The sequence below is a fragment of the Halobellus sp. GM3 genome, from assembly GCF_052545375.1.
Genome location: NZ_JBQWLT010000004.1, coordinates 201,353 through 218,306, shown reverse-complemented (window position 1 = coordinate 218,306; position 16,954 = coordinate 201,353). Strand labels below are relative to the sequence as shown.

The following is a 16,954-nucleotide window of genomic DNA, read 5'->3' as shown; positions in this document are numbered from 1 at the left end:
CTGTAAATGTCTTTTGACCTCGGACACCCCCGACAGCAAAGACATTTGACGCTCCCAGCGAGACCGTACGGCAATGTCCGAAACACCGATCGTCTACGTCACGCGCGAGATTCCGGAGGTGGGCCTCGAGCGACTCCGCGAGCGCTATGAGGTAGTCGTCTGGGACGAGAAGCTCCCGCCGGAGAAATCCCACATCGAGACCCGACTCGCCGAGCTCGACGCCGAGGGGCTCGTCTGCCTGCTCTCGGACGACATCGACGCCGACGTGTTGGCCGCCTCGCCCGATCTCGAGGCCGTCTGTACCTTCTCGGTCGGCTACGACCACATCGACCTGGCGGCCGCCGCCGAGCGCGGCATCGCCGTCGGCCACACGCCGGGCGTGCTCACGGAGACGACCGCGGATCTCGCCTGGGCGCTGTTGATGACGTGCGCCCGCCGCACGGTCGAGGGGCACGACTACGTCGAGGCCGGCGAGTGGGGGACGTGGGGGCCGCGGCTCCTGACCGGCCCGGACGTTCACGGCGCGACGCTCGGTGTCGTCGGCCTCGGCAACATCGGGACCGCCGTCGCCCGCCGCGCCGCGGGGTTCGAGATGGACGTGCTGTACACGGCGCGGAGCCGGAAGCCCGAACGCGAGGGCGAACTCGCCGAGTTCGGCGTCGACGCGAGCTACGTCGAGCGGGACGACCTCCTCGCCGAGAGCGACTTCGTCTCGCTGCACGTCCCGCTCACGGCGGAGACGGCGGGCCTCATCGGGGAAGACGAACTGCGGCGGATGCCCGATGAGGCCGTGCTCGTCAACACGAGCCGCGGGGAAGTCGTCGACACCGACGCGCTGGACTCGGCGCTCGACGAGGGATGGATCACCCGCGCGGGGCTCGACGTCACCGACCCCGAGCCGCTCCCGGCCGACCATCCGATTATGCGCCACGCGCCCGAGCGTCTGGTCGTGACACCGCACGTCGGGAGCGCGAGCATCGGGACACGGAACCGGATGGCCGAGATGATCGCGGAGAACCTCACCGCCGGGATCGACGGCGAGCCCCTGCCGAACTCGGCGCTTCGGGACGCGGGACTGGAGTGAGTGCGGAGGAGTCGGCGCAGTGGAACCTACGGCAGTAGGGGCAGCACAGGAGGGGCGTCGAAGGGAAGTCGGCCCAGTAGGTCGACTCGGTGAGAGAGACTCGGTGGGGTCGGCCCGGTAGGACCGCTTCTCACTCGGGGACGAGGAGCACGCGGAGGTCGTTGACGTTCGTCCCCGTCCGTCCCGTTCTCACGAGGGCGCCGCGCTCTCGGAGGTAGTCGTAGGTGTCGTGTGTCGCCAGCTTCGAGCGCGCGCGCCGGACGTCGTCGACCGTTCCGCCGTCGACGACCGCGCCGGCAGCGTCCGTCGGACCGTCGATTCCGTCGGTGTCGACGGCGCACAGCGCGGTTCGCTCGGGGAGGTCGATCGCCGCGCTCAGCGCGAACTCCTGGTTCGGGCCGCCGGTTCCCGCGTCACCGCCCCCGACGGTGACGGTCGTCTCCCCGCCCGAGAGGACCGCCACGGGGGCGGCAGCGGGGTTTCCGGTCCGCCGGACCTCCTCGGCGATCGCGACGTGGCTCCTCGCGGCCTCGCGCGCCTCGCCGCGAACTGACGAAGAGAGGACGAGCGTGTCGTATCCGGCCGTCGAACAGGCGTCGCGCGCCGCCGAGAGCGCGGTGACGTTGTCCGCCAGCACGTGAACGGAGACGGAGTCGAACGCCGGATCGTCCTCGCCGGGCGTCTCCTCGATGACGCCGTCGGCCCCGCGCTGGAGGTGTCGCCTGACGGACGCGGGGGCATCGACGTCGAACGCCGCGAGCGTCGACAGCGCGTCGCCGTACGTCGTCGGGTCCGGCGAGAGCGGCCCGCTGGCGACGACCGACGGATCGTCCGAGGTCACGTCGCTGAACACTACTCCGACCGTCGTCGCCGGCGCGAGTTCGCGCGCGAGCAGGCCGCCCTTCAGCGACGAGACGTGCTTTCGGACGCCGTTGATCCGGTCGATCGGGGCGCCGGACCGGAGCAGTGACTCGGTGAGCCGCCGGAGGTCGGCGAGCGAGACGCCGTCGACGGGGGCGGCCAACAGCGCGCTCCCGCCGCCGGTCACCGCCACCAGCGCGAGCGTGTGCTCGCCGCTCGCGCGCGCTCGATCGAGCACGCGGCGCGCGCCCTCGACGTTGCGTTCGCTCGGCACCGGGTGCGTCCCCTCGACCGACTCGACCGGACCGGGGGGTGCCGGGTCGTCGGTGACGACGACGCCGCCGTCGAGTCGCGGTCCGAGGAGTTCAGCGAGGTGAGACGCGATCTGACCGGCCGCGTTGCCGCCGCCGAGGACGATCACGTCGTCGTAGGCGGCTAGGTCGTATCGGTCGCCGTTGACGCACAGCACGTCACCCTCGAGCGCGATAGCGTCTTCGAGCACCGCGTTCGGATGGGCGGCTCGGATGCCGGCCTCGACGGCGTCGAGGGCGAGTTCGACTGTCGGATCGTCCTCTCGCAGCCGGCTCCGATCGATCATAGGACACGGTGGCGCCGACGGCTGAAAAGCGTTCTCGGGCCAGTGGGGAGCGGGCGGCGGCATACCCGCGCGTGGGGCCGATAACCAAATTTATATGCGCTAGAGTGCTACTCCGTACCAATGACTATCGACGATTTCGCCCTCGCCGCCACGACGAAGGACCTGACACGGGAGGCGGACGCCCGGGGGGTCGCAGACCTCGTCGAGTTCCGGATCGACAGGGCCGAGGACCCGATCGAACAGCTGGAGGCGTACGACGGCGAGCTACCGATCCTCGCGACGAACCGAAACCAGTGGTTCGGCGGCAACGCGAGAGACGCCGGCCGGCTCGACACGCTGTTCGCTGCGTCCCGGTTCGATTCGGTGGCGTACGTGGACATCGAACTGGAGACCGCGCGGGCCAAAGAGTGGATCCTCGAGGAGTTCCGCGAGAACGACGTCGGTCTCATCATCTCCCATCACGACTTCGAGGAGACGCCGGAGAAATCGGTTCTCACGGCGATCATCGACCAGTGTGCGAGCTACGGCGATATCGCGAAAGTCGCGACGTATCCGACGGACCTCTCGGACACGCTCACGCTGTTGACGGCGCTCCGGGAGGCCACCGAAGACGGCATCGACACCGCCGGGATCGCGATGGGCGAGATCGGAAGCCACACGCGCGTCATCGGACACATTTACGGCTCGAAGCTGGGATACGCGCCGCTCTTGGGCGATGACAGCGACTACGCGCCCGGGCAGATCCCGCTCGGAAAGCTCGCCGCGCTGATCGAGGCGACGAGGATCAACGGGACGAACTTAGAGCGGATCGAGGCGATCGAAGACGACGTCACGGTTCCCCCGGAGCTGCGGCTCCCGAACTAGCGGCCACCGTCGCACCTCGGGTCAGGTTCGCGAGCCGACCGTGAGGGGTGTGATGAGATCCAGTCCCTTCTCGTCGGCGACGGCTCGTAGTCGCTCGAACACGTCGGTCGACGCTCCCGCCTCCGCGGCGAGGTGAACGCGCGCGCTGGAGACGCCCTCAGTCCCCTCCGGGGCCGCCAGCGAGAGGTCCGTCACGGTCGCGTTCGCCGACTCTTGAATCCGCGAGAGCGTGTCAGAGAGGTCGGTGTCGATGACGCGCCCCGAGAGAACGACGGTGATCGCCTCGCTGTATCGCTCGGTCCCGGCCTGCACCACGTTGATTTCGGCGTCACGAAGGCCGTCGATGATCCGCTCGAAACGGTCCGGCGTGGCCTCGACGTCGACCTCGACGGGGATGTGCCCGCGCGGCGTGACGCTTCCCCGCTCGTGGAAGATCGAGAGCAGATTACCGCCGTGTTCAGCGATCGGGCGGAGCGACCGGAGGAGTTCGCCCGGTTCGTCGACCAGTTCCAGCCGGAGCGTGTACGCGCGGACCTCCGCCTGTGCGTCACTCATCGATCGACCACCGCCGACGCCCTGCGTTCATAGGGGGAGTAGTGTCGGAAGCGAAATAAGGATACTGTCGGTCGAAGACGCCGCCGAGCGGCCGCGCTACGCGTCCGGCCTACGGGCCGTCGGAGAACAGCGACTGCGAGGCGGAGCCGACGAGTGAAGTGACCCGAGAAGGCCTGCCAAACGAGACGAGATCGCGCGACCGGGAGCGGTCCGTACGGGAAAGATCGTCGCAGTGGGGCGGAATCCGCGACTCTCCGAACGGTCCTCGACGCTCATTCTGATTGTTCTCACGTGTTACCGGTGAGCGTCCACTCCGTTGACGGCGCTCACCGATACGGGAGGCGGACAGTCCGTATCAGTCGCTGATGAACTTGTTGTCGCGCCAGTTCACGCCGTTCGATCCGCCCTCGCTCTTCGAGGGGTTCTCGACGACCTCGATGGTCGCCGGGCGCTCCTCGCCCTCGACGATGCGGTGGGCGGTGAGTTCGCCGTCGACCTCGGTGATCGCGGTGAGCGTTCCCTTCTCGGCGAGCAGCGCGATCTCTCGGAGTACGAGGAACATCGGATACTGCAGCGCCGTGTTCTGGAGGACGGTCTCGCGGTCGCCCTTGAAGCAGGCGAACTCGACGAGTTCGGAGGGGATCTCCTCTTCTTCCTCGTCCCATCGCGGCGCGCCCGCTCGGGGCGGCTCCTCCTCGTAGACGCGGTTCTCCGTGACGCTGGCTTTCAGCTGCGCCGTCGGGGTGTACTTGCTCAGGTCGTCCTCGGCGGCGACGGCCTTCAGGATGAGCGTGTTGTTGCGGCGGGTCACCTCAACGTCTGCGACCTCGGGGGGCAGGTCCGGGTCACCGTTCAGGTACTCTTCGACCTCTTCGAGGGGCAATTCCAGTGTCGAGTGAAGTCGGTATACGCGGCCTGACATAGTTGTGTTGTGAGGTACCCGTACGAGACGGACGCGACGCGATATCGGTACCTGTGTACTGGTAGGTGCCGGGGGCTTAAATGGTCTACTCTTTGATTCCTGCGCGGATCCGATACGAAGAGCGAGAGCAGTCGAACAGGCGCCGTATCCGGGTGTCCGTGGTAGCAGCAGTTCCGTCACGGCGACGACTCCGTCACGGCGACGACTCCGTTACCGCGGCGATTACGCTTGTAGCGTCTCTTCGAGTTCGCCGCGCTCGTCGAGTTCCGCGAGGATGTCGCTGCCGCCGACGAACTCGCCGTCGACGTACGTCTGCGGAATGGTCTCCCAGCCGCTGTGTGATTCGAGCGCGCTCCGGTAGCCGTCGAGCGCGGGCAGCACGTCTACCGTCTCGAACTCCTCGACGTACTGCGCGATGAGGTTCACCGCGCGCTGGGAGTAGCCGCACTGCGGCATCAGGCGGTTGCCCTTCATGAACAGGACGACCTCGTTCGACGCGATGGCGTCGTCGACGCGCGCTTGTACCTCGTCTTCGGTCAGCTCCGAACCGGGCTGAAACGTCATACGACGCCGTACGCGGTCTGCGGTGAAATGCGTTGCGTCGGGGGGAAGAGCGCGGCCCGCGGCGCGCCGCCGAACGCACCGGTCGCCCTACTCGTTGCCGACGCGGACGACGTCGATGAGCGAGTGGACCGGCACGCCTTCGATGGACTCGACGCCCTGCTTGTCGACGATGACCACGCAGGCGACGGGGTGGCCGCCCTCCTCGCGGATCGACTCGATGGTCTCGCGCATCGTCGTCCCCGAGGTGATGGTGTCGTCGACGACGTAGCACTCGCGGTCGCGAATGGCGGCGAAGTTCCGCGAGAACGACCCGCCGAGCTCCTCGATGTCGCCCTCCTCCCACTGGTGCTTCGCGGGGGCGTACGAGCCGAGGTCGGTGTCGAGTTCCCGCGAGACGATCGTCGCCAGCGGCGCGCCGGCCTTCTCGATGCCGATCGTGAGATCGATCTCCTCGCCCTCTTTCGTCAGCAGATCGGCCATCGCGCGGCCGATCTGCGTGAGCCGGCCCGAATCGCGCCCGATGGCGCTCCAGTCGACGTGGATGTCGTGTGGGCCGCCGCCCGCCGCCTCGCGGTCGGACGGTTCGGGCGCGCGGTCGCCGTCGGCCGTGCCGCTGCGCTCGACGAGCCAGCTCGCCGTCTCCCGGGAGACGTTCAGTTCGTCCGCGATCTCGCCCTTCGAGAGCCCCCGCTCTGCGAGCTCGGCCGCGCTCGCGATGAGGTCATCGACGTTCTTCATACGCGCTGAATTGGACGGCGGTTTTTATAGTGGTGTCGTCGTCGCCGAAGGCCGCCTCGAAGGACTCGACGTCGTACACTCCGGTGACGAGGTCGTCGAGGAGCCAGTCGGGAAGCGAAGCCAGCGACTCCCGCGCCGCCTCGAAGTGGCGCACGTTCGAGTTCACGCTGCCGAGGAGGGCCTTGTTGTGCAGGACGAACTCCCGGTGGAGCGCGCCGCCGTCGATCTCGAACGTCCACGGCTCCGGAACGCCGAGGAGCGCTCCGACTCCGTTCGGCGCGAGCGCCTCGATTGTCTCGAAGGCGTGTTTCGCATAGCCCGTCGCCTCGAACACGAGATCCATCGGCTCGCAGGCGGACGCGACGTCGGGAACGGGCGTCTCCCGGGAGTCGACGTAGGTCGCCCCGAGCCGTTCGATGACGTCGATCGTCGGATCGGGGCGGTCACGACGGCCGAGACAGTAGAGTCGGTCGTAGTCCTCAGACGCCGAAAGCAGCGCGAGAGCGAGCAGGCCGAGGCTGCCGTTGCCGAGGACCAAGGCGGATTCGGGCTTCCACGAAAACGAGGAGCGGGAGGCGGCGGCGAGTTCGAGCGCCTTCTCGGCGACGGAGACGGGTTCGACGAGGAAGCCGACGTCGGCGAGCGCCTCGGGGATCCGCACGAGAAACGCCTCGGGGCTGGTGAAGTACTCGGCCATAAAGCCGTGCTGGCCGCTGATCCCCCGCTCGTGGTAGTCACCCTCGGGGGCCATATCCGGCTCACCCCGCTCGAAGTACTCGCTGGGGCCGTTCGGCGGCCGTCGGACGGTCGGGACCACGACGTCGCCGGGGGAAAGCCGCGTCTCGCCGGCGTCTTCGACGACGCCGACCGCCTCGTGGCCGAGCACGAGGGAGTCCTCGCCGCTGGGGAAGTCCCCGTACCCCCCGGCGATGACTTCCCGATCGGTCCCGTCGACGCCCACCCGAAGCGTCCGGACGAGCGCCTCGCCGGCGCCGGGTTCCGGGCGCGCCCGCTCTCTGAGGACCGGCCGACTTCCCCCGCGCTCGACTTCGATGGCGTGCATACCGAACCTTGGGGACACGTGCGTAAAAGATTTATTCTAATTTGAGTAAAATTGAGTGTCCAGCTCTCACCCCTCGAGATCGTCGACGAGTTCGTCACCGAGTCCGACGTACGCCGCCGGGGAGAGCGATCGTAGCTCCGCACGGACCGACTCGTCGACCTCGAGATCCGCGAAGAGGTCGCGGAAGTCTTCGAGCGTCACGTCCCGGCCGCGAGTGAGTTCCTTCACGCGCTCGTAAGCGTCGGTGTCGCCCTCGCGCCGGAGGATCGTCTGGACGGCTTCGCCGATCAGTTCGGGGTGGGCGTCGAGTTCCTCTCGCATCACCCGCTCGTTCGGCACCACTTTCCCGAGTCCGGCCTCGGTCTTGCCGTAGCCGATCAGACAGTGTGCGAACGCCGCGCCGATGTTGCGCTTCACGGTGGAATCGGAGAGGTCGCGCTGCAGCCGCGAGGTCGTGACGTAGTCGCCGAGGAACGTCAGATCAGAGTTGGCCTTCGAGAGGTTCCCCTCGCTGTTCTCGAAGTCGATCGGGTTGACCTTGTGCGGCATCGTCGAGGAGCCGGTCTCGCCGGCGGCGGTCTCCTGTCCCAGATAGCGGTTCGAGACGTACAGCCACACGTCCCGGTCGAGGTCGACGAGGACGTTGTTGACGCCGCGGAGCGCGTCGAACAGCGCCGCGAGGTCGTCGCAGGGGTTCACCTGCGTCGTCAGCGCGGTGTGTTCGAGGCCGAGACCGGTGACGAACGAGCGGGAGAACGCGCGCCAGTCGACGTCGGGGTACGCCGCCGCGTGCGCGGCGTACGTGCCGGACGCGCCCGCGAGCTTTCCGGAGAGTCCCCCGGCGGCGTCCGTGACGCGACCCATCGTCGTTCCGAGTCGGGCGGCGTAGACAGCCATTTCCTTGCCGAACGTCGTCGGCGTCGCGGGCTGGCCGTGCGTTCGCGCGAGCATCGGCGTGTCCCGGTACTCGTGAGCCAGATCGACGAGTGCGTCCCGGACGGACGCGATCGCGGGGAGCAGCACTGACTCGACGGCGGGCTTTACGAGCAGCCGCTGGGAGAGGTTGTTCACGTCCTCAGAGGTGAGCCCGAAGTGGATCCACGGGTGGACCCGCTCGTCGGTCTCCGTCCGCAGGAAGTACTCGACGGCCTTCACGTCGTGATTGGTCGCGCTGTAGCCCCTCGCGCCCTCCGTCTCTAACTGCTTGATGAGGCGCGCGTCGTCGGCGTCGAACGACTCCACGACGGAGCGGAGGTCCTGTCGTTCGGCGTCGGAGAGCGAGAGGGTCGTGGCGTCGAGGTCCGCCAGTGCGAGGAGGTACTCCACCTCGACGCGGAGTCGCGCCCGCATCAGTCCTGCCTCGCTCGCGTACGGAACGAGCGGTCCGGTCCGGCCCGCGTACCGCCCGTCGAGCGGCGACACGGCCGCGAGCGGATCGGAACGGGAGAGGTCGTCCATACGCGGATGCTCCGCGGTGCGCTAAAAAAGCGTGTCGATGAATATCCCATTCCCGTGCATATATTTAGGATTTACAGCGCTATTTCCGCGGTGACCTATCCTCGATTGTGTATACTCTCCCCGCCGAGACCGCAACTGACTTACTGTCTGCGCGAGGGCCCACGAGTATGACCACGATCGCCGGTCTGGCGAGCAATCGCGGACGGAACCTCCTGCACATCGACGATCGTCGCCCCGGCGGGGCGGAACTCGGCGTGGTGCTCTCGAATCGCGAGGGAGCGCCCGTCCTCGACGCCGCCGCCGAGCGAGGGATCCCGACCGAAGTCGTCGAGCGCGGCGACGGCGAGTCGCGGGCGGCGCACGAGCGGCGCGTGCTCGACGCGCTGTCGGGCTATGATTTCGACGTCGTCTGTCTCGACGGCTATATGCGCGTCCTCACGGAGACGTTCCTCGATTCGGTACCGACGACGCTCAACGTCCACCCGTCGCTGCTGCCGTCGTTCCCCGGGATGAACGCCCACGAACAAGTCCTCGACGCGGGCGTCAGCGTCACCGGCTGCACCGTCCACGTCGTCACCGACGAGGTCGACGCGGGGCCGATCGTCACCCAGGAGTCGGTTCCGGTGTACGCCGACGACGACGCCGACTCGCTGAAGTCGCGCGTCCTCTCCGACGCGGAGTTCGCGGCGTACCCGCGCGCCGTTCGGTGGTTCGCAGAGGGGAGAATCGACGTCGGGGAGGCCGACGACGGCGGGCTGACCGTGCGCGTCGACGGCGACGGCGGCGGGGACTTCCCCGAGCGGCGCGTCGCCGCCGACGATCGGGTCGCCGAACTCCGCTACGGCGAGAACCCGCATCAGGCCGCCGCGGTGTACGGCGACGCCGCCGTCGACGAGGCGAGCGTCGTCGGCGCGCCGCAGCTGAACGAGGGCGCGAAAGGCCTCTCGTACAACAACTACAACGACGCCGACGCGGCGCTGAACCTGATCAAGGAGTTCGACGACCCGGCGGCGGCGGTGATCAAACACGCGAACCCCGCGGGCTGTGCGACCGCCGACTCGCTCGCGGAGGCGTACGCCGACGCGCTCGCGACGGATCCGATGAGCGCTTTTGGAGGGATCGTCGCGCTCAACCGCGAGTGCGACGCTGCGACCGCCGAGGCGATCATCGACTCGTTCAAGGAGGTCGTCGTGGCGCCGGGATACACCGACGCCGCGCTCGACGTCCTCGGAGAGAAGGACGACCTCCGCGTGCTCGACGTCGGCGAACTGGGCGCGCGCACCGATCGCCTGACGGAGAAGCCGCTCGTCGGGGGACGGCTCGTTCAGGAGCGGGATCTCTGGGCGCCGACGCGCGATGACGTCGAAGTCGTGACCGAGACCGAGCCGACCGACGAACAGCTGGAGACGATGCTCTTCGCGTGGAAGGTGCTGAAGCACGTCAAATCGAACGGCATCGTCTTCGCCGACGGCACCGAGACCGTCGGCGTTGGGATGGGGCAGGTCTCGCGCGTCGACGCCGTCCGGCTGGCCGCGATGAAGGCCGACGAGCACGCCGAGGGCAAGGGTCCCGCGGGTGCCGTGATGGCCTCGGACGCCTTCTTCCCGTTCCCCGACGGCGTCGAGGAGGCCGCCGAGGCCGGGGTCGACGCCGTCATCCAGCCGGGGGGATCCGTCAACGACGAGGACGTCATCGCCGCCTGCGACGAGCGCGGGATTCCGATGGTGTTCACCGGACGGCGGTGCTTCCGGCACGACTGAGCGGAGCGAGGTGTGCCGGAAGTCAGTGAGGCGATCCGAGCGATTCTCGCGCGACTTCCGGCACGATAGAGTGGCTCTCGCCGAGCCGTTCTAGCCGCGCCGCGCCTCCATCGAGAGCGTCGTCGCGGCGATCAGCAGGAACGCCGTCGGGAGCAGAAAGTACCACCCGATGCTGAACATCCCGACGGCGGTGATGGCGGCTCCCGCGACGACGGTCAGCCACGTCACGCGTCGCCGCCCCATCCACGCCGCGTATCCGCCGACGGCGACGAGCGCCAGCAGGACGAGCGCCCAAGAGAACAGCACTGAGGCGTTGCCTCCGCCCGCCTGTCCCCCGCCGCTGAGCAGGAAGTCGATCCCGGACTCGCAGCCGCGGGTGACCGTGGTCGTGGTGGTCGTCACGGTCCCGTTGCTGGATGCCGATCCGCTACTTGAGGCTCCGGTCCAGCAGGAGACGGGACCGAACGCACCCATCAGTGCGAGGAAGTTGTACGCACCTGTCAGCGCGGCCAGCGCGGTAGCCCCCCGCGTTACGCGACGGAGGGACTGTTCGGAGGGGACCATACGCTCGCGTACACGCCGCCGCCGCTTTATTCTGCTGCAGGCAGTCGTCGTGACAGACGGCGGTTTCGAGTCATAGCGGGAGCGCCCGAAGCGGACCCACAGGATAGGCGAACAGCCGGCACACCCGCCCCCGCGTCGACGTGCCGGACAACCGCTGCCCGACGCGGGACGACCATCAGGTCACGGGGCTTGTGGCCCCGGGTTCGTATATAAACTCTCGGCGGCTGGCGCGTCCGGATCGCGGTCGGTGAGAGAGTGTGGCTACTCGCCGCCCATCCGCACGACGAGAATCGGCGTCCCGGTGTTCTCGACGACCCGCTCGGTGACGCTGCCGAGGTTCGCGAGCTTGTCGCGGCCGCTCCGCCCGTGCGTCCCCATCACGATGAGGTCGACCGCGCTCTCCTCGGCGTAGTCGAGGATCTCCCGGTACGGGACGCCGTCGCGGACGACGGTCGTGCACTCGATACCGGCCTCGGCGGCGGCGTCGGCGACCTTATCGACCGCCTCGCTGGCGTTCGCCTCCAGCGTCTCTTTCAGCTCCGGCTTTTGGTCTTCGCCGGCGGCCAGATAGAGGCGCCTGTCGACCACCGAGAGCGCGTGAATCGTCGCCTCGCGCGTCGTCGCGATGTCGAGTGCGTGTTCGAGCGCCTGCATCGTGCCGTCGCTGCCGTCGGTGGGAACGAGTACGTGCTCGTACATCTCGTCTCGCCGTTGGGCGGGGACCCTCTTGAAGTGTCTCCCGGTCGTCGCCGTTCGGGACCGGCGGCGGACTGACTGTGAGTCCCCAATCGGATTGGTGGTGCCGGCGCCCAGCCGAGGGTATATTTCTACCTCCCTCGAACAGTCGACTGTGTGCACTCTGACCCTCGCCTGGCGCGCGTACGAGGACGCGCCGGTCGTGGTGGCCGCGAACCGCGACGAGAAGTTGGATCGAGACGCCGAACCGCCGGCCGTCGTCGACGGCGACACCTCGTTCGTCGCCCCTCGGGACGCCGTCGCCGGCGGGACGTGGATCGGGTACAACGAGCGCGGCGTCTTCGCCGGCATCACGAACCGCTGGGTCGAGGTGCCGGCGGGCGGCGAGCGCTCCCGCGGGCTCCTCGTCCGGGACGCCCTCCGCGCCGAGAGCGCCGAGGCGGCGCGGGCGGTCGTCGAACGCGCCGTCGACGAGGACGTCTACGACGGGTTCAACCTCGTCGTCGCCGAGCGGGGCGAGCAGTCGAACCGCGATCGCGGGCCGACCGCGTACCTCTTCGAGTGGGACGGCGACCTCCGCGTCCGTCGGCTGGACCCCGGCGTCCACGTGGTCGTCAACGTCGGTGTCGACGGCGAGTTCGTCGAACCGCCGTGGCGGCCCGAACAGGGGGCGATCCAGGCGCACAACGCCGAGCGAGTCCGCGAGGAACTGGATCCGGAACGGTACGGGTCGGCGTCGGCGTGGCGGGACCGCGCCGCGGAGGTCCTCGGAACCCACGAGTTCGGCGTCTGCGTGCACGAACCCGACCGTGGGTTCGGGACGCGCTCGTCGTCGCTCATCACGCTGTCCGCCGACGGCGACGCGGCGTTCCGGTTCGCCGACGGCCCGCCCTGTGATGCGCCGTTCCGCCCGGTCGAAGGTCAAATTTAAACGACTGCCCGGCTTGGATGCGGGTATGAGCGCAGGCACCGCCGAAACGGATCTCTCGGAGGACGAGTTCGAAGCGCTGGAACTCATCCGAGAGACGGGTGGGATCCACCAGAGCGACTTCTGGAAGCAACTCGACATCTCCTCGCGGAAGGGCAGTCGGATCGCTGAGAAGCTCGCCTCGCTCGGACTCATCGAGCGCGAGGAGACCGTCTACGACGGTCACAACACCTATCACCTCGAACCGGCCGCCCGCGACCTCAACTTCTCGCTGCTGATGGCGGGTGATATGCTCTCGCCGTTCATCGGCGAAGAGGAGATCAACCCCAACAGCGACGCCTTCTCGCAGTGGCTGATGAACCTCGCGTACGAGGAGTACTGACGCGCCACCGAGAGGCGACTCGCGGCCGCGCTGCGGAGATTCTTTAGAACGACGGACAGGGCTATGAGTGACAGCCGCCAACTGATCGGTATGGAGTCACGACGGCAGTTCTACGTGGCCGGGTTCGTCGGTGCCTCGATCGCGTACATATTCACGGTGCTGGCCTTCACCGGCAGTTTCAACGTGTTGCACTGGACCGTGTTCGCGGTCGTCTTCTTCGCCGTGTTCTTCGGCTTCGAGAAGCTGATCGTGTGGGCGGACGCGACCGAGCCCGAACAGTCGTAGCGGACAGGAGCATTCGGAGGCGGAACCGGCAGCGCCGCTGTCGAGTCGGCAGTTCCGAAGATTCGGCGGCCGCGACGGTTGCAGACGCACTTTCGGCGGCCGCGACATCCACAGACGAAGCGCCGGGGGCCGGCGAAACCCAGAGAACGGGGCCCGACCGGAGGCGTTCGGCGCGAAGCCCTCCCGCGTTACTCTTCGCTTTCGCCGTCGTCTTCGGCGTCGTCTTCGCCGTCTTCGCCGTCTTCGCCGTCTTCGCCGTCTTCCTCCTCGGTCGGTTCGAGGTCGTTGTCGGCGATGTAGGTCGCGATCTCGTCGTTTTCGAGTTCGACGAACGCGGCCGTGTCCGTGGAGATCGTCGCGACGTCGACGCCGCCGGCCGCGAGTTCGTCGTCGTTCGAGGAGGCGACCGCGCGGAGCGCCAGCCCGATTCCCTCCTCGAGCGACAGGTCGTCGTCGTAGTTCTCTTCGAGGTACTCTTGGAGGTCGCCTCGGTCCGCGCCGATCGAGACGGCCTTCCACTCGTAGGGCGTCCCCGAGGGATCCGTCTCGTAGAGGCGCGGCGTCCCGTTCTCGACGCCGCCGATGAGCAGCGCGACGCCGAACGGGCGCGCGCCGCCGACCTGCGTGTACTGCTGGATGTGGTCGGTGACGTTCTTCGTCAGCGTCTCGATCCCGATCGCCTCGCCGTAGCGGAGGCGGTTGACCTGCGCCTGTCGCCGAGCGAAGTCGATAAGCTGTCGCGCGTCGGCGACGTGGCCGGCGGAGGCGATGCCGGCGTGATCGTCCGCCTTGTGGATCTTTTCGACGCTCGTCGGCTCCATCAGCGGAGAGCGAGAGCGCTTGTCAGCCGCGAGAACGACGCCCTCGGGCGTCCGGACCCCGACGCTCGCGGTCCCTCGCTTGACTGCTTCGCGCGCGTACTCCACCTGGTAGAGACGACCGTCTGGTGAGAAGATCGTGATTCCACGGTCGTATGCCTGCTGTTGGGCTTGTCCCTGCATAGTATCACTCGAAATCGAGCCGCGTCGCGCCCGCGAACCCGTCTGCTCCCTCGACGTCGACGCGCGTCTCGCGGACGACGGCGGGGCGGGATTCGTTCTCGAACACGACGTCTCTCTGTTCGACATTTCCGGCCCGACCGTTCAAATACCTTTCCTCACAGGCACGAACCGTCCCGGAGATTCCGCGGACGCGCAGGCCCACCGGCTGGTCGCCGACCCGGTCAACGGTGGCGAGCGCCGCCCGGGCCCGGTCCTCCGTGCCGCGATAGGCCCGGACGATCGTCTCGCCGTCGCCGTCGGCGAGGTCAAACGAGAGCACCGTCAGATCGGTCTCGGCGCTCCCGACGTCGCCGTAGAGGTTCTGTGCGGCGTACCAGAGGTCTCGCTGAAACGCGCCGCGGTCGAAGTCGGCGTCGGGCCACGTCTCGATCTCGACCGCCAGATACCGCCACCGCGGCTGGAGGTGTTTCGGGAGGTGTTTCACGACTGGGACTCCGTCGACGCGCCCGCGTCCCCGTCTTCGGAATCCGCGTCGCCAGCGACGACCACACGCTCGCTCGCGTCTCCGAAGCGCTCGGCGACGAGGACGCCCACCTGATCGTGGACGCGCTCGACCGCCGTGAGGACGAACCCCTCGTCGGTCAGCGCGTCGACGAGCGTGCCGACCGTCGCGGGGTCGTCCACCTCGGGGCTGTAGAACGGCTCCTCGGGGTCGGGTGCGCCGAAGAACATCACGTCGCCGAGGACGAACCGCCTCGGGTTCAGATCCGCGATCGTGGCGATCGCCTCGCGCTTTTCCGCGTCGGAGAGGTGATGCATCGCGAAGTTGGAGGTGACCACGTCGACGCGAGCACCGCGAGCGTCGTCTCGAGGTGTCTCCGACGACTCAGCGTCGACGGGGCCGCCGTAGTTCGGCTCTCGGAAGCTCCCCCGGCCGAATTCGACGTTCTCGATCCCCGCCTCTTCGGCCTTCGTGCGCGCCGCTTCGAGCATCCCCTCGCTGATGTCTCGACCGATGACGCGCTCGGCTCGCGGGGCGAGCGCGAGGGCGATCGCGCCCGTCCCGGTCCCGAGATCCAGCACGACGTCGTCGGGGCCCGGATCGGCGTGTTCGACGACGAGATCCGCACACGCGAGGTACTCCGCGGACGACTGCTCGTCGTCGTAGGAGGACGCCATCGCGGAGAACCGCTCGGCGTGTTCGTCAATCGTCTTCTTCATACCGACCACGTTCGATGCCCGGGGCAATGAACGACTCGGACAGTCGCTCGCGGTTCCGCTTGACGAGCCGGTCCCACGCGGCGAGCCCCTCGCGGGTCCACTCCGCGCCGAGTCCGATCTCCCTCCCGAGGGCGACGAGTTCCCTGTGGGACCGGAGTTGCAGGTGCGACCGGGCGTTCGCGCTGACGACGTACGGCGCGTCGTAGTGCTCGAGCAGCCGCTTCAGGCGTCGGAGCTTTTCGAGGTGTCGAACCCGGCTGCCGCCGCGGCTCCGGAGGACGGGGCCGAGGTTCACCTCGATCCGGACGCCGTTGTCGCGGGCGGCCTTCGCGAGCACGTGGTTCACGTCGCCGTCGCCGCCGACGCGGCGGTCGCCGTCTCCCTCCCCGCCATCCCGCGTGCCCTCGAACGGGCGCGCGAGAACGTCGACGCGCTCCTGTTCGACCGCGAAGCGGTTCAACGCGTCCGTTCCGCCGGCGACGACGACGACGGTGTGTTTCGTCCGCGCGTTTCCGACCGCGCCGCTGGCGTGCTGGGGGTCCGGTGCCACGATCTCGGCGCCGTCGACGACATCGAGCGCGAACGCCTCCCGCAGGCGCTCGTAGTCCGGATCGGCGTCGTCGACGCGGACGATCACGCCCGCATAGCCGTATCGCTCGGCCGTCGTCGCGAACCGGGCGGCCGTGCTTCGGCCGTCCGGGTGGGCGTGAACCGCCTCGTACATAGCCGAGAGAACAGTCCGGGGGCGTATGGCCGTTACGATCGGTCGAAGTGGGGCGAGAACCGAAGGGACGGTCAGCGGCCGCGACGCCGTCGAAGCACGACCGCACTGCCGAGGACGCCGGCAACGGCGACGGTGACGCCGAATCCGGGCGTCGACGTACCCGAACCGGATTCCGTCGGCGTCGACTGATCGTTCCGGATCGAAACGTCGAAGTCGGCAGTCTGGTTCCCGTCCGCAGCCGCGACAGCGACTGTGATCGAGTCGTGGGTCTCGACCGCGGAGAGGTCGAACGTCGCGTTCCAAGACCCATCCTCACCGACGGTCGCCGCTTGCGTCTTGAGGAACTGCGGGTCGGTCTCGCCCGCGGACTGGACGCGGATCTGCAGTTCGGTGTCCGGACCGAGCGTCGTCGTTCCGGCGATCGTCACCTCCGCCGTCGAGGAGACCGATTCCGTCTCGAGTTGGAACGGCTCGTCGCCCGTCTGTGCGGTCGCGGGGACGGCGCCCGCCGAGAGAACGAGCGTGGCGACGAGCGCGAGCGAGACGAACGAACGAGCCGCCGGTGCGCTGTGTGCGATCTCGGTTGCGAACCGTGCGATACGATCTGTTGGAGGGCTATCGATCATACCCACTCGGAGGGGACGGGTGTGGCGGCCAAGTAGTCGAGGAATGCTTAAACCGTCGCT

General features: G+C 68.2%; 20 protein-coding genes. 6 read left to right on the top strand and 14 right to left on the bottom strand.

Going from position 1 to position 16,954, the window contains the following annotated elements:
• Positions 1 to 73: 73 nt before the first annotated feature.
• Positions 74 to 1,084: an NAD(P)-dependent oxidoreductase gene (locus ACT3HL_RS08505; protein WP_445086397.1), complete on the top strand. Its 1,011-nt coding sequence runs from the start codon at positions 74 to 76 to the stop codon at positions 1,082 to 1,084.
• A 130-nt stretch (positions 1,085 to 1,214) separates the two neighbouring features.
• Here the strand turns inward: ACT3HL_RS08505 and ACT3HL_RS08500 are convergent, their stop codons facing one another.
• Entirely contained in the window at positions 1,215 to 2,543 is a 1,329-nt protein-coding gene (locus tag ACT3HL_RS08500; protein ID WP_445086396.1) for a DUF4147 domain-containing protein, read from the bottom strand.
• A gap of 120 nt (positions 2,544 to 2,663) precedes the next feature.
• On the opposite strand from ACT3HL_RS08500, the gene ACT3HL_RS08495 reads away from it, so the two are divergent.
• Positions 2,664 to 3,407: a type I 3-dehydroquinate dehydratase gene (locus ACT3HL_RS08495; RefSeq protein ID WP_445086395.1), complete on the top strand. Its 744-nt coding sequence runs from the start codon at positions 2,664 to 2,666 to the stop codon at positions 3,405 to 3,407.
• A 21-nt stretch (positions 3,408 to 3,428) separates the two neighbouring features.
• On the opposite strand, the gene ACT3HL_RS08490 is transcribed toward ACT3HL_RS08495, so the two are convergent.
• The 6 genes from ACT3HL_RS08490 to purB all read right to left on the bottom strand — a co-directional run bounded on the left by ACT3HL_RS08490 (position 3,429) and on the right by purB (position 8,707).
• A complete protein-coding gene (locus ACT3HL_RS08490) occupies positions 3,429 to 3,962 on the bottom strand; it encodes an amino acid-binding protein (protein ID WP_445086394.1) in 534 nt (177 codons plus the stop codon).
• A 355-nt stretch (positions 3,963 to 4,317) separates the two neighbouring features.
• Entirely contained in the window at positions 4,318 to 4,884 is a 567-nt protein-coding gene (locus ACT3HL_RS08485; protein WP_445086393.1) for a DUF7110 family protein, read from the bottom strand.
• Between the two features lie 222 nt (positions 4,885 to 5,106).
• Positions 5,107 to 5,448, bottom strand: coding sequence for a glutaredoxin domain-containing protein (locus tag ACT3HL_RS08480; RefSeq protein WP_445086392.1), 342 nt, complete (start codon positions 5,446 to 5,448; stop codon positions 5,107 to 5,109).
• Between the two features lie 87 nt (positions 5,449 to 5,535).
• Entirely contained in the window at positions 5,536 to 6,186 is a 651-nt protein-coding gene (gene gfcR / locus ACT3HL_RS08475) for a transcriptional regulator GfcR (protein WP_445086391.1), read from the bottom strand.
• Positions 6,170 to 7,249, bottom strand: a complete 1,080-nt coding sequence (locus ACT3HL_RS08470) for an alcohol dehydrogenase catalytic domain-containing protein (protein ID WP_445086390.1) — start codon at positions 7,247 to 7,249, stop codon at positions 6,170 to 6,172. Before ACT3HL_RS08470 ends, gfcR begins: the two co-directional genes overlap by 17 nt.
• A gap of 66 nt (positions 7,250 to 7,315) precedes the next feature.
• On the bottom strand, positions 7,316 to 8,707 hold the full coding sequence (gene purB, locus ACT3HL_RS08465; RefSeq protein ID WP_445086389.1) for an adenylosuccinate lyase: 1,392 nt from the start codon (positions 8,705 to 8,707) through the stop codon (positions 7,316 to 7,318).
• A 167-nt stretch (positions 8,708 to 8,874) separates the two neighbouring features.
• Between purB and purH the strand changes: the two genes are divergently transcribed.
• The gene (gene purH / locus ACT3HL_RS08460) at positions 8,875 to 10,467 is read left to right on the top strand and encodes a bifunctional phosphoribosylaminoimidazolecarboxamide formyltransferase/IMP cyclohydrolase (protein WP_445086388.1); all 1,593 of its coding nucleotides are present in this window, start codon (positions 8,875 to 8,877) and stop codon (positions 10,465 to 10,467) included.
• A 90-nt stretch (positions 10,468 to 10,557) separates the two neighbouring features.
• On the opposite strand, the gene ACT3HL_RS08455 is transcribed toward purH, so the two are convergent.
• Together ACT3HL_RS08455 and ACT3HL_RS08450 are read right to left on the bottom strand one after the other, a co-directional pair.
• A complete protein-coding gene (locus ACT3HL_RS08455) occupies positions 10,558 to 11,031 on the bottom strand; it encodes a hypothetical protein (RefSeq protein ID WP_445086387.1) in 474 nt (157 codons plus the stop codon).
• A gap of 261 nt (positions 11,032 to 11,292) precedes the next feature.
• Positions 11,293 to 11,730, bottom strand: coding sequence for a universal stress protein (locus ACT3HL_RS08450; protein WP_445086386.1), 438 nt, complete (start codon positions 11,728 to 11,730; stop codon positions 11,293 to 11,295).
• A gap of 151 nt (positions 11,731 to 11,881) precedes the next feature.
• Here ACT3HL_RS08450 and ACT3HL_RS08445 point away from each other — a divergent pair, with 151 nt between their 5' ends.
• From ACT3HL_RS08445 to ACT3HL_RS08435, 3 genes are all read left to right on the top strand, one after another.
• The gene (locus tag ACT3HL_RS08445) at positions 11,882 to 12,658 is read left to right on the top strand and encodes an NRDE family protein (protein ID WP_445086385.1); all 777 of its coding nucleotides are present in this window, start codon (positions 11,882 to 11,884) and stop codon (positions 12,656 to 12,658) included.
• Positions 12,659 to 12,683: 25 nt separating this feature from the next.
• Positions 12,684 to 13,037, top strand: a complete 354-nt coding sequence (locus ACT3HL_RS08440) for a MarR family transcriptional regulator (protein WP_445086384.1) — start codon at positions 12,684 to 12,686, stop codon at positions 13,035 to 13,037.
• 63 nt (positions 13,038 to 13,100) lie between these two features.
• The gene (locus ACT3HL_RS08435; protein ID WP_445086383.1) at positions 13,101 to 13,322 is read left to right on the top strand and encodes a hypothetical protein; all 222 of its coding nucleotides are present in this window, start codon (positions 13,101 to 13,103) and stop codon (positions 13,320 to 13,322) included.
• 188 nt (positions 13,323 to 13,510) lie between these two features.
• Here ACT3HL_RS08435 and psmA read toward each other — a convergent pair whose 3' ends face one another.
• The 5 genes from psmA to ACT3HL_RS08410 form a co-directional block, all read right to left on the bottom strand.
• Entirely contained in the window at positions 13,511 to 14,323 is an 813-nt protein-coding gene (gene psmA, locus ACT3HL_RS08430; RefSeq protein WP_445086382.1) for an archaeal proteasome endopeptidase complex subunit alpha, read from the bottom strand.
• 4 nt (positions 14,324 to 14,327) lie between these two features.
• Positions 14,328 to 14,807, bottom strand: coding sequence for an Rpp14/Pop5 family protein (locus ACT3HL_RS08425; protein ID WP_445086381.1), 480 nt, complete (start codon positions 14,805 to 14,807; stop codon positions 14,328 to 14,330).
• On the bottom strand, positions 14,804 to 15,544 hold the full coding sequence (locus ACT3HL_RS08420; RefSeq protein ID WP_445086380.1) for a methyltransferase domain-containing protein: 741 nt from the start codon (positions 15,542 to 15,544) through the stop codon (positions 14,804 to 14,806). Before ACT3HL_RS08420 ends, ACT3HL_RS08425 begins: the two co-directional genes overlap by 4 nt.
• Positions 15,528 to 16,268 (bottom strand): RNase P subunit p30 family protein, encoded by a 741-nt coding sequence (locus ACT3HL_RS08415; protein ID WP_445086379.1) that lies wholly within the window; start codon positions 16,266 to 16,268, stop codon positions 15,528 to 15,530. The genes ACT3HL_RS08420 and ACT3HL_RS08415 overlap by 17 nt, the downstream gene beginning before the upstream one ends.
• 71 nt (positions 16,269 to 16,339) lie before the next feature.
• Positions 16,340 to 16,894 (bottom strand): BGTF surface domain-containing protein, encoded by a 555-nt coding sequence (locus ACT3HL_RS08410; protein ID WP_445086378.1) that lies wholly within the window; start codon positions 16,892 to 16,894, stop codon positions 16,340 to 16,342.
• Between the last annotated feature and the right edge of the window lie 60 nt (positions 16,895 to 16,954).

Excerpts from the sequence above, each read along its gene's own strand:
- ACT3HL_RS08490 (WP_445086394.1), bottom strand. The coding sequence starts at position 3,962 with ATGAGTGACGCACAGGCGGAGGTCCGCGCGTACACGCTCCGGCTGGAA.
- ACT3HL_RS08450 (WP_445086386.1), bottom strand. The coding sequence starts at position 11,730 with ATGTACGAGCACGTACTCGTTCCCACCGACGGCAGCGACGGCACGATG.
- ACT3HL_RS08415 (WP_445086379.1), bottom strand. The coding sequence starts at position 16,268 with ATGTACGAGGCGGTTCACGCCCACCCGGACGGCCGAAGCACGGCCGCC.
- ACT3HL_RS08455 (WP_445086387.1), bottom strand. The coding sequence starts at position 11,031 with ATGGTCCCCTCCGAACAGTCCCTCCGTCGCGTAACGCGGGGGGCTACC.
- ACT3HL_RS08440 (WP_445086384.1), top strand. The coding sequence starts at position 12,684 with ATGAGCGCAGGCACCGCCGAAACGGATCTCTCGGAGGACGAGTTCGAA.
- ACT3HL_RS08495 (WP_445086395.1), top strand. The coding sequence starts at position 2,664 with ATGACTATCGACGATTTCGCCCTCGCCGCCACGACGAAGGACCTGACA.
- ACT3HL_RS08485 (WP_445086393.1), bottom strand. The coding sequence starts at position 4,884 with ATGTCAGGCCGCGTATACCGACTTCACTCGACACTGGAATTGCCCCTC.
- gfcR (WP_445086391.1), bottom strand. The coding sequence starts at position 6,186 with ATGAAGAACGTCGATGACCTCATCGCGAGCGCGGCCGAGCTCGCAGAG.
- ACT3HL_RS08470 (WP_445086390.1), bottom strand. The coding sequence starts at position 7,249 with ATGCACGCCATCGAAGTCGAGCGCGGGGGAAGTCGGCCGGTCCTCAGA.
- purH (WP_445086388.1), top strand. The coding sequence starts at position 8,875 with ATGACCACGATCGCCGGTCTGGCGAGCAATCGCGGACGGAACCTCCTG.
- ACT3HL_RS08410 (WP_445086378.1), bottom strand. The coding sequence starts at position 16,894 with ATGATCGATAGCCCTCCAACAGATCGTATCGCACGGTTCGCAACCGAG.
- ACT3HL_RS08505 (WP_445086397.1), top strand. The coding sequence starts at position 74 with ATGTCCGAAACACCGATCGTCTACGTCACGCGCGAGATTCCGGAGGTG.
- ACT3HL_RS08480 (WP_445086392.1), bottom strand. The coding sequence starts at position 5,448 with ATGACGTTTCAGCCCGGTTCGGAGCTGACCGAAGACGAGGTACAAGCG.
- psmA (WP_445086382.1), bottom strand. The coding sequence starts at position 14,323 with ATGCAGGGACAAGCCCAACAGCAGGCATACGACCGTGGAATCACGATC.
- ACT3HL_RS08500 (WP_445086396.1), bottom strand. The coding sequence starts at position 2,543 with ATGATCGATCGGAGCCGGCTGCGAGAGGACGATCCGACAGTCGAACTC.
- ACT3HL_RS08435 (WP_445086383.1), top strand. The coding sequence starts at position 13,101 with ATGAGTGACAGCCGCCAACTGATCGGTATGGAGTCACGACGGCAGTTC.
- ACT3HL_RS08420 (WP_445086380.1), bottom strand. The coding sequence starts at position 15,544 with ATGAAGAAGACGATTGACGAACACGCCGAGCGGTTCTCCGCGATGGCG.
- purB (WP_445086389.1), bottom strand. The coding sequence starts at position 8,707 with ATGGACGACCTCTCCCGTTCCGATCCGCTCGCGGCCGTGTCGCCGCTC.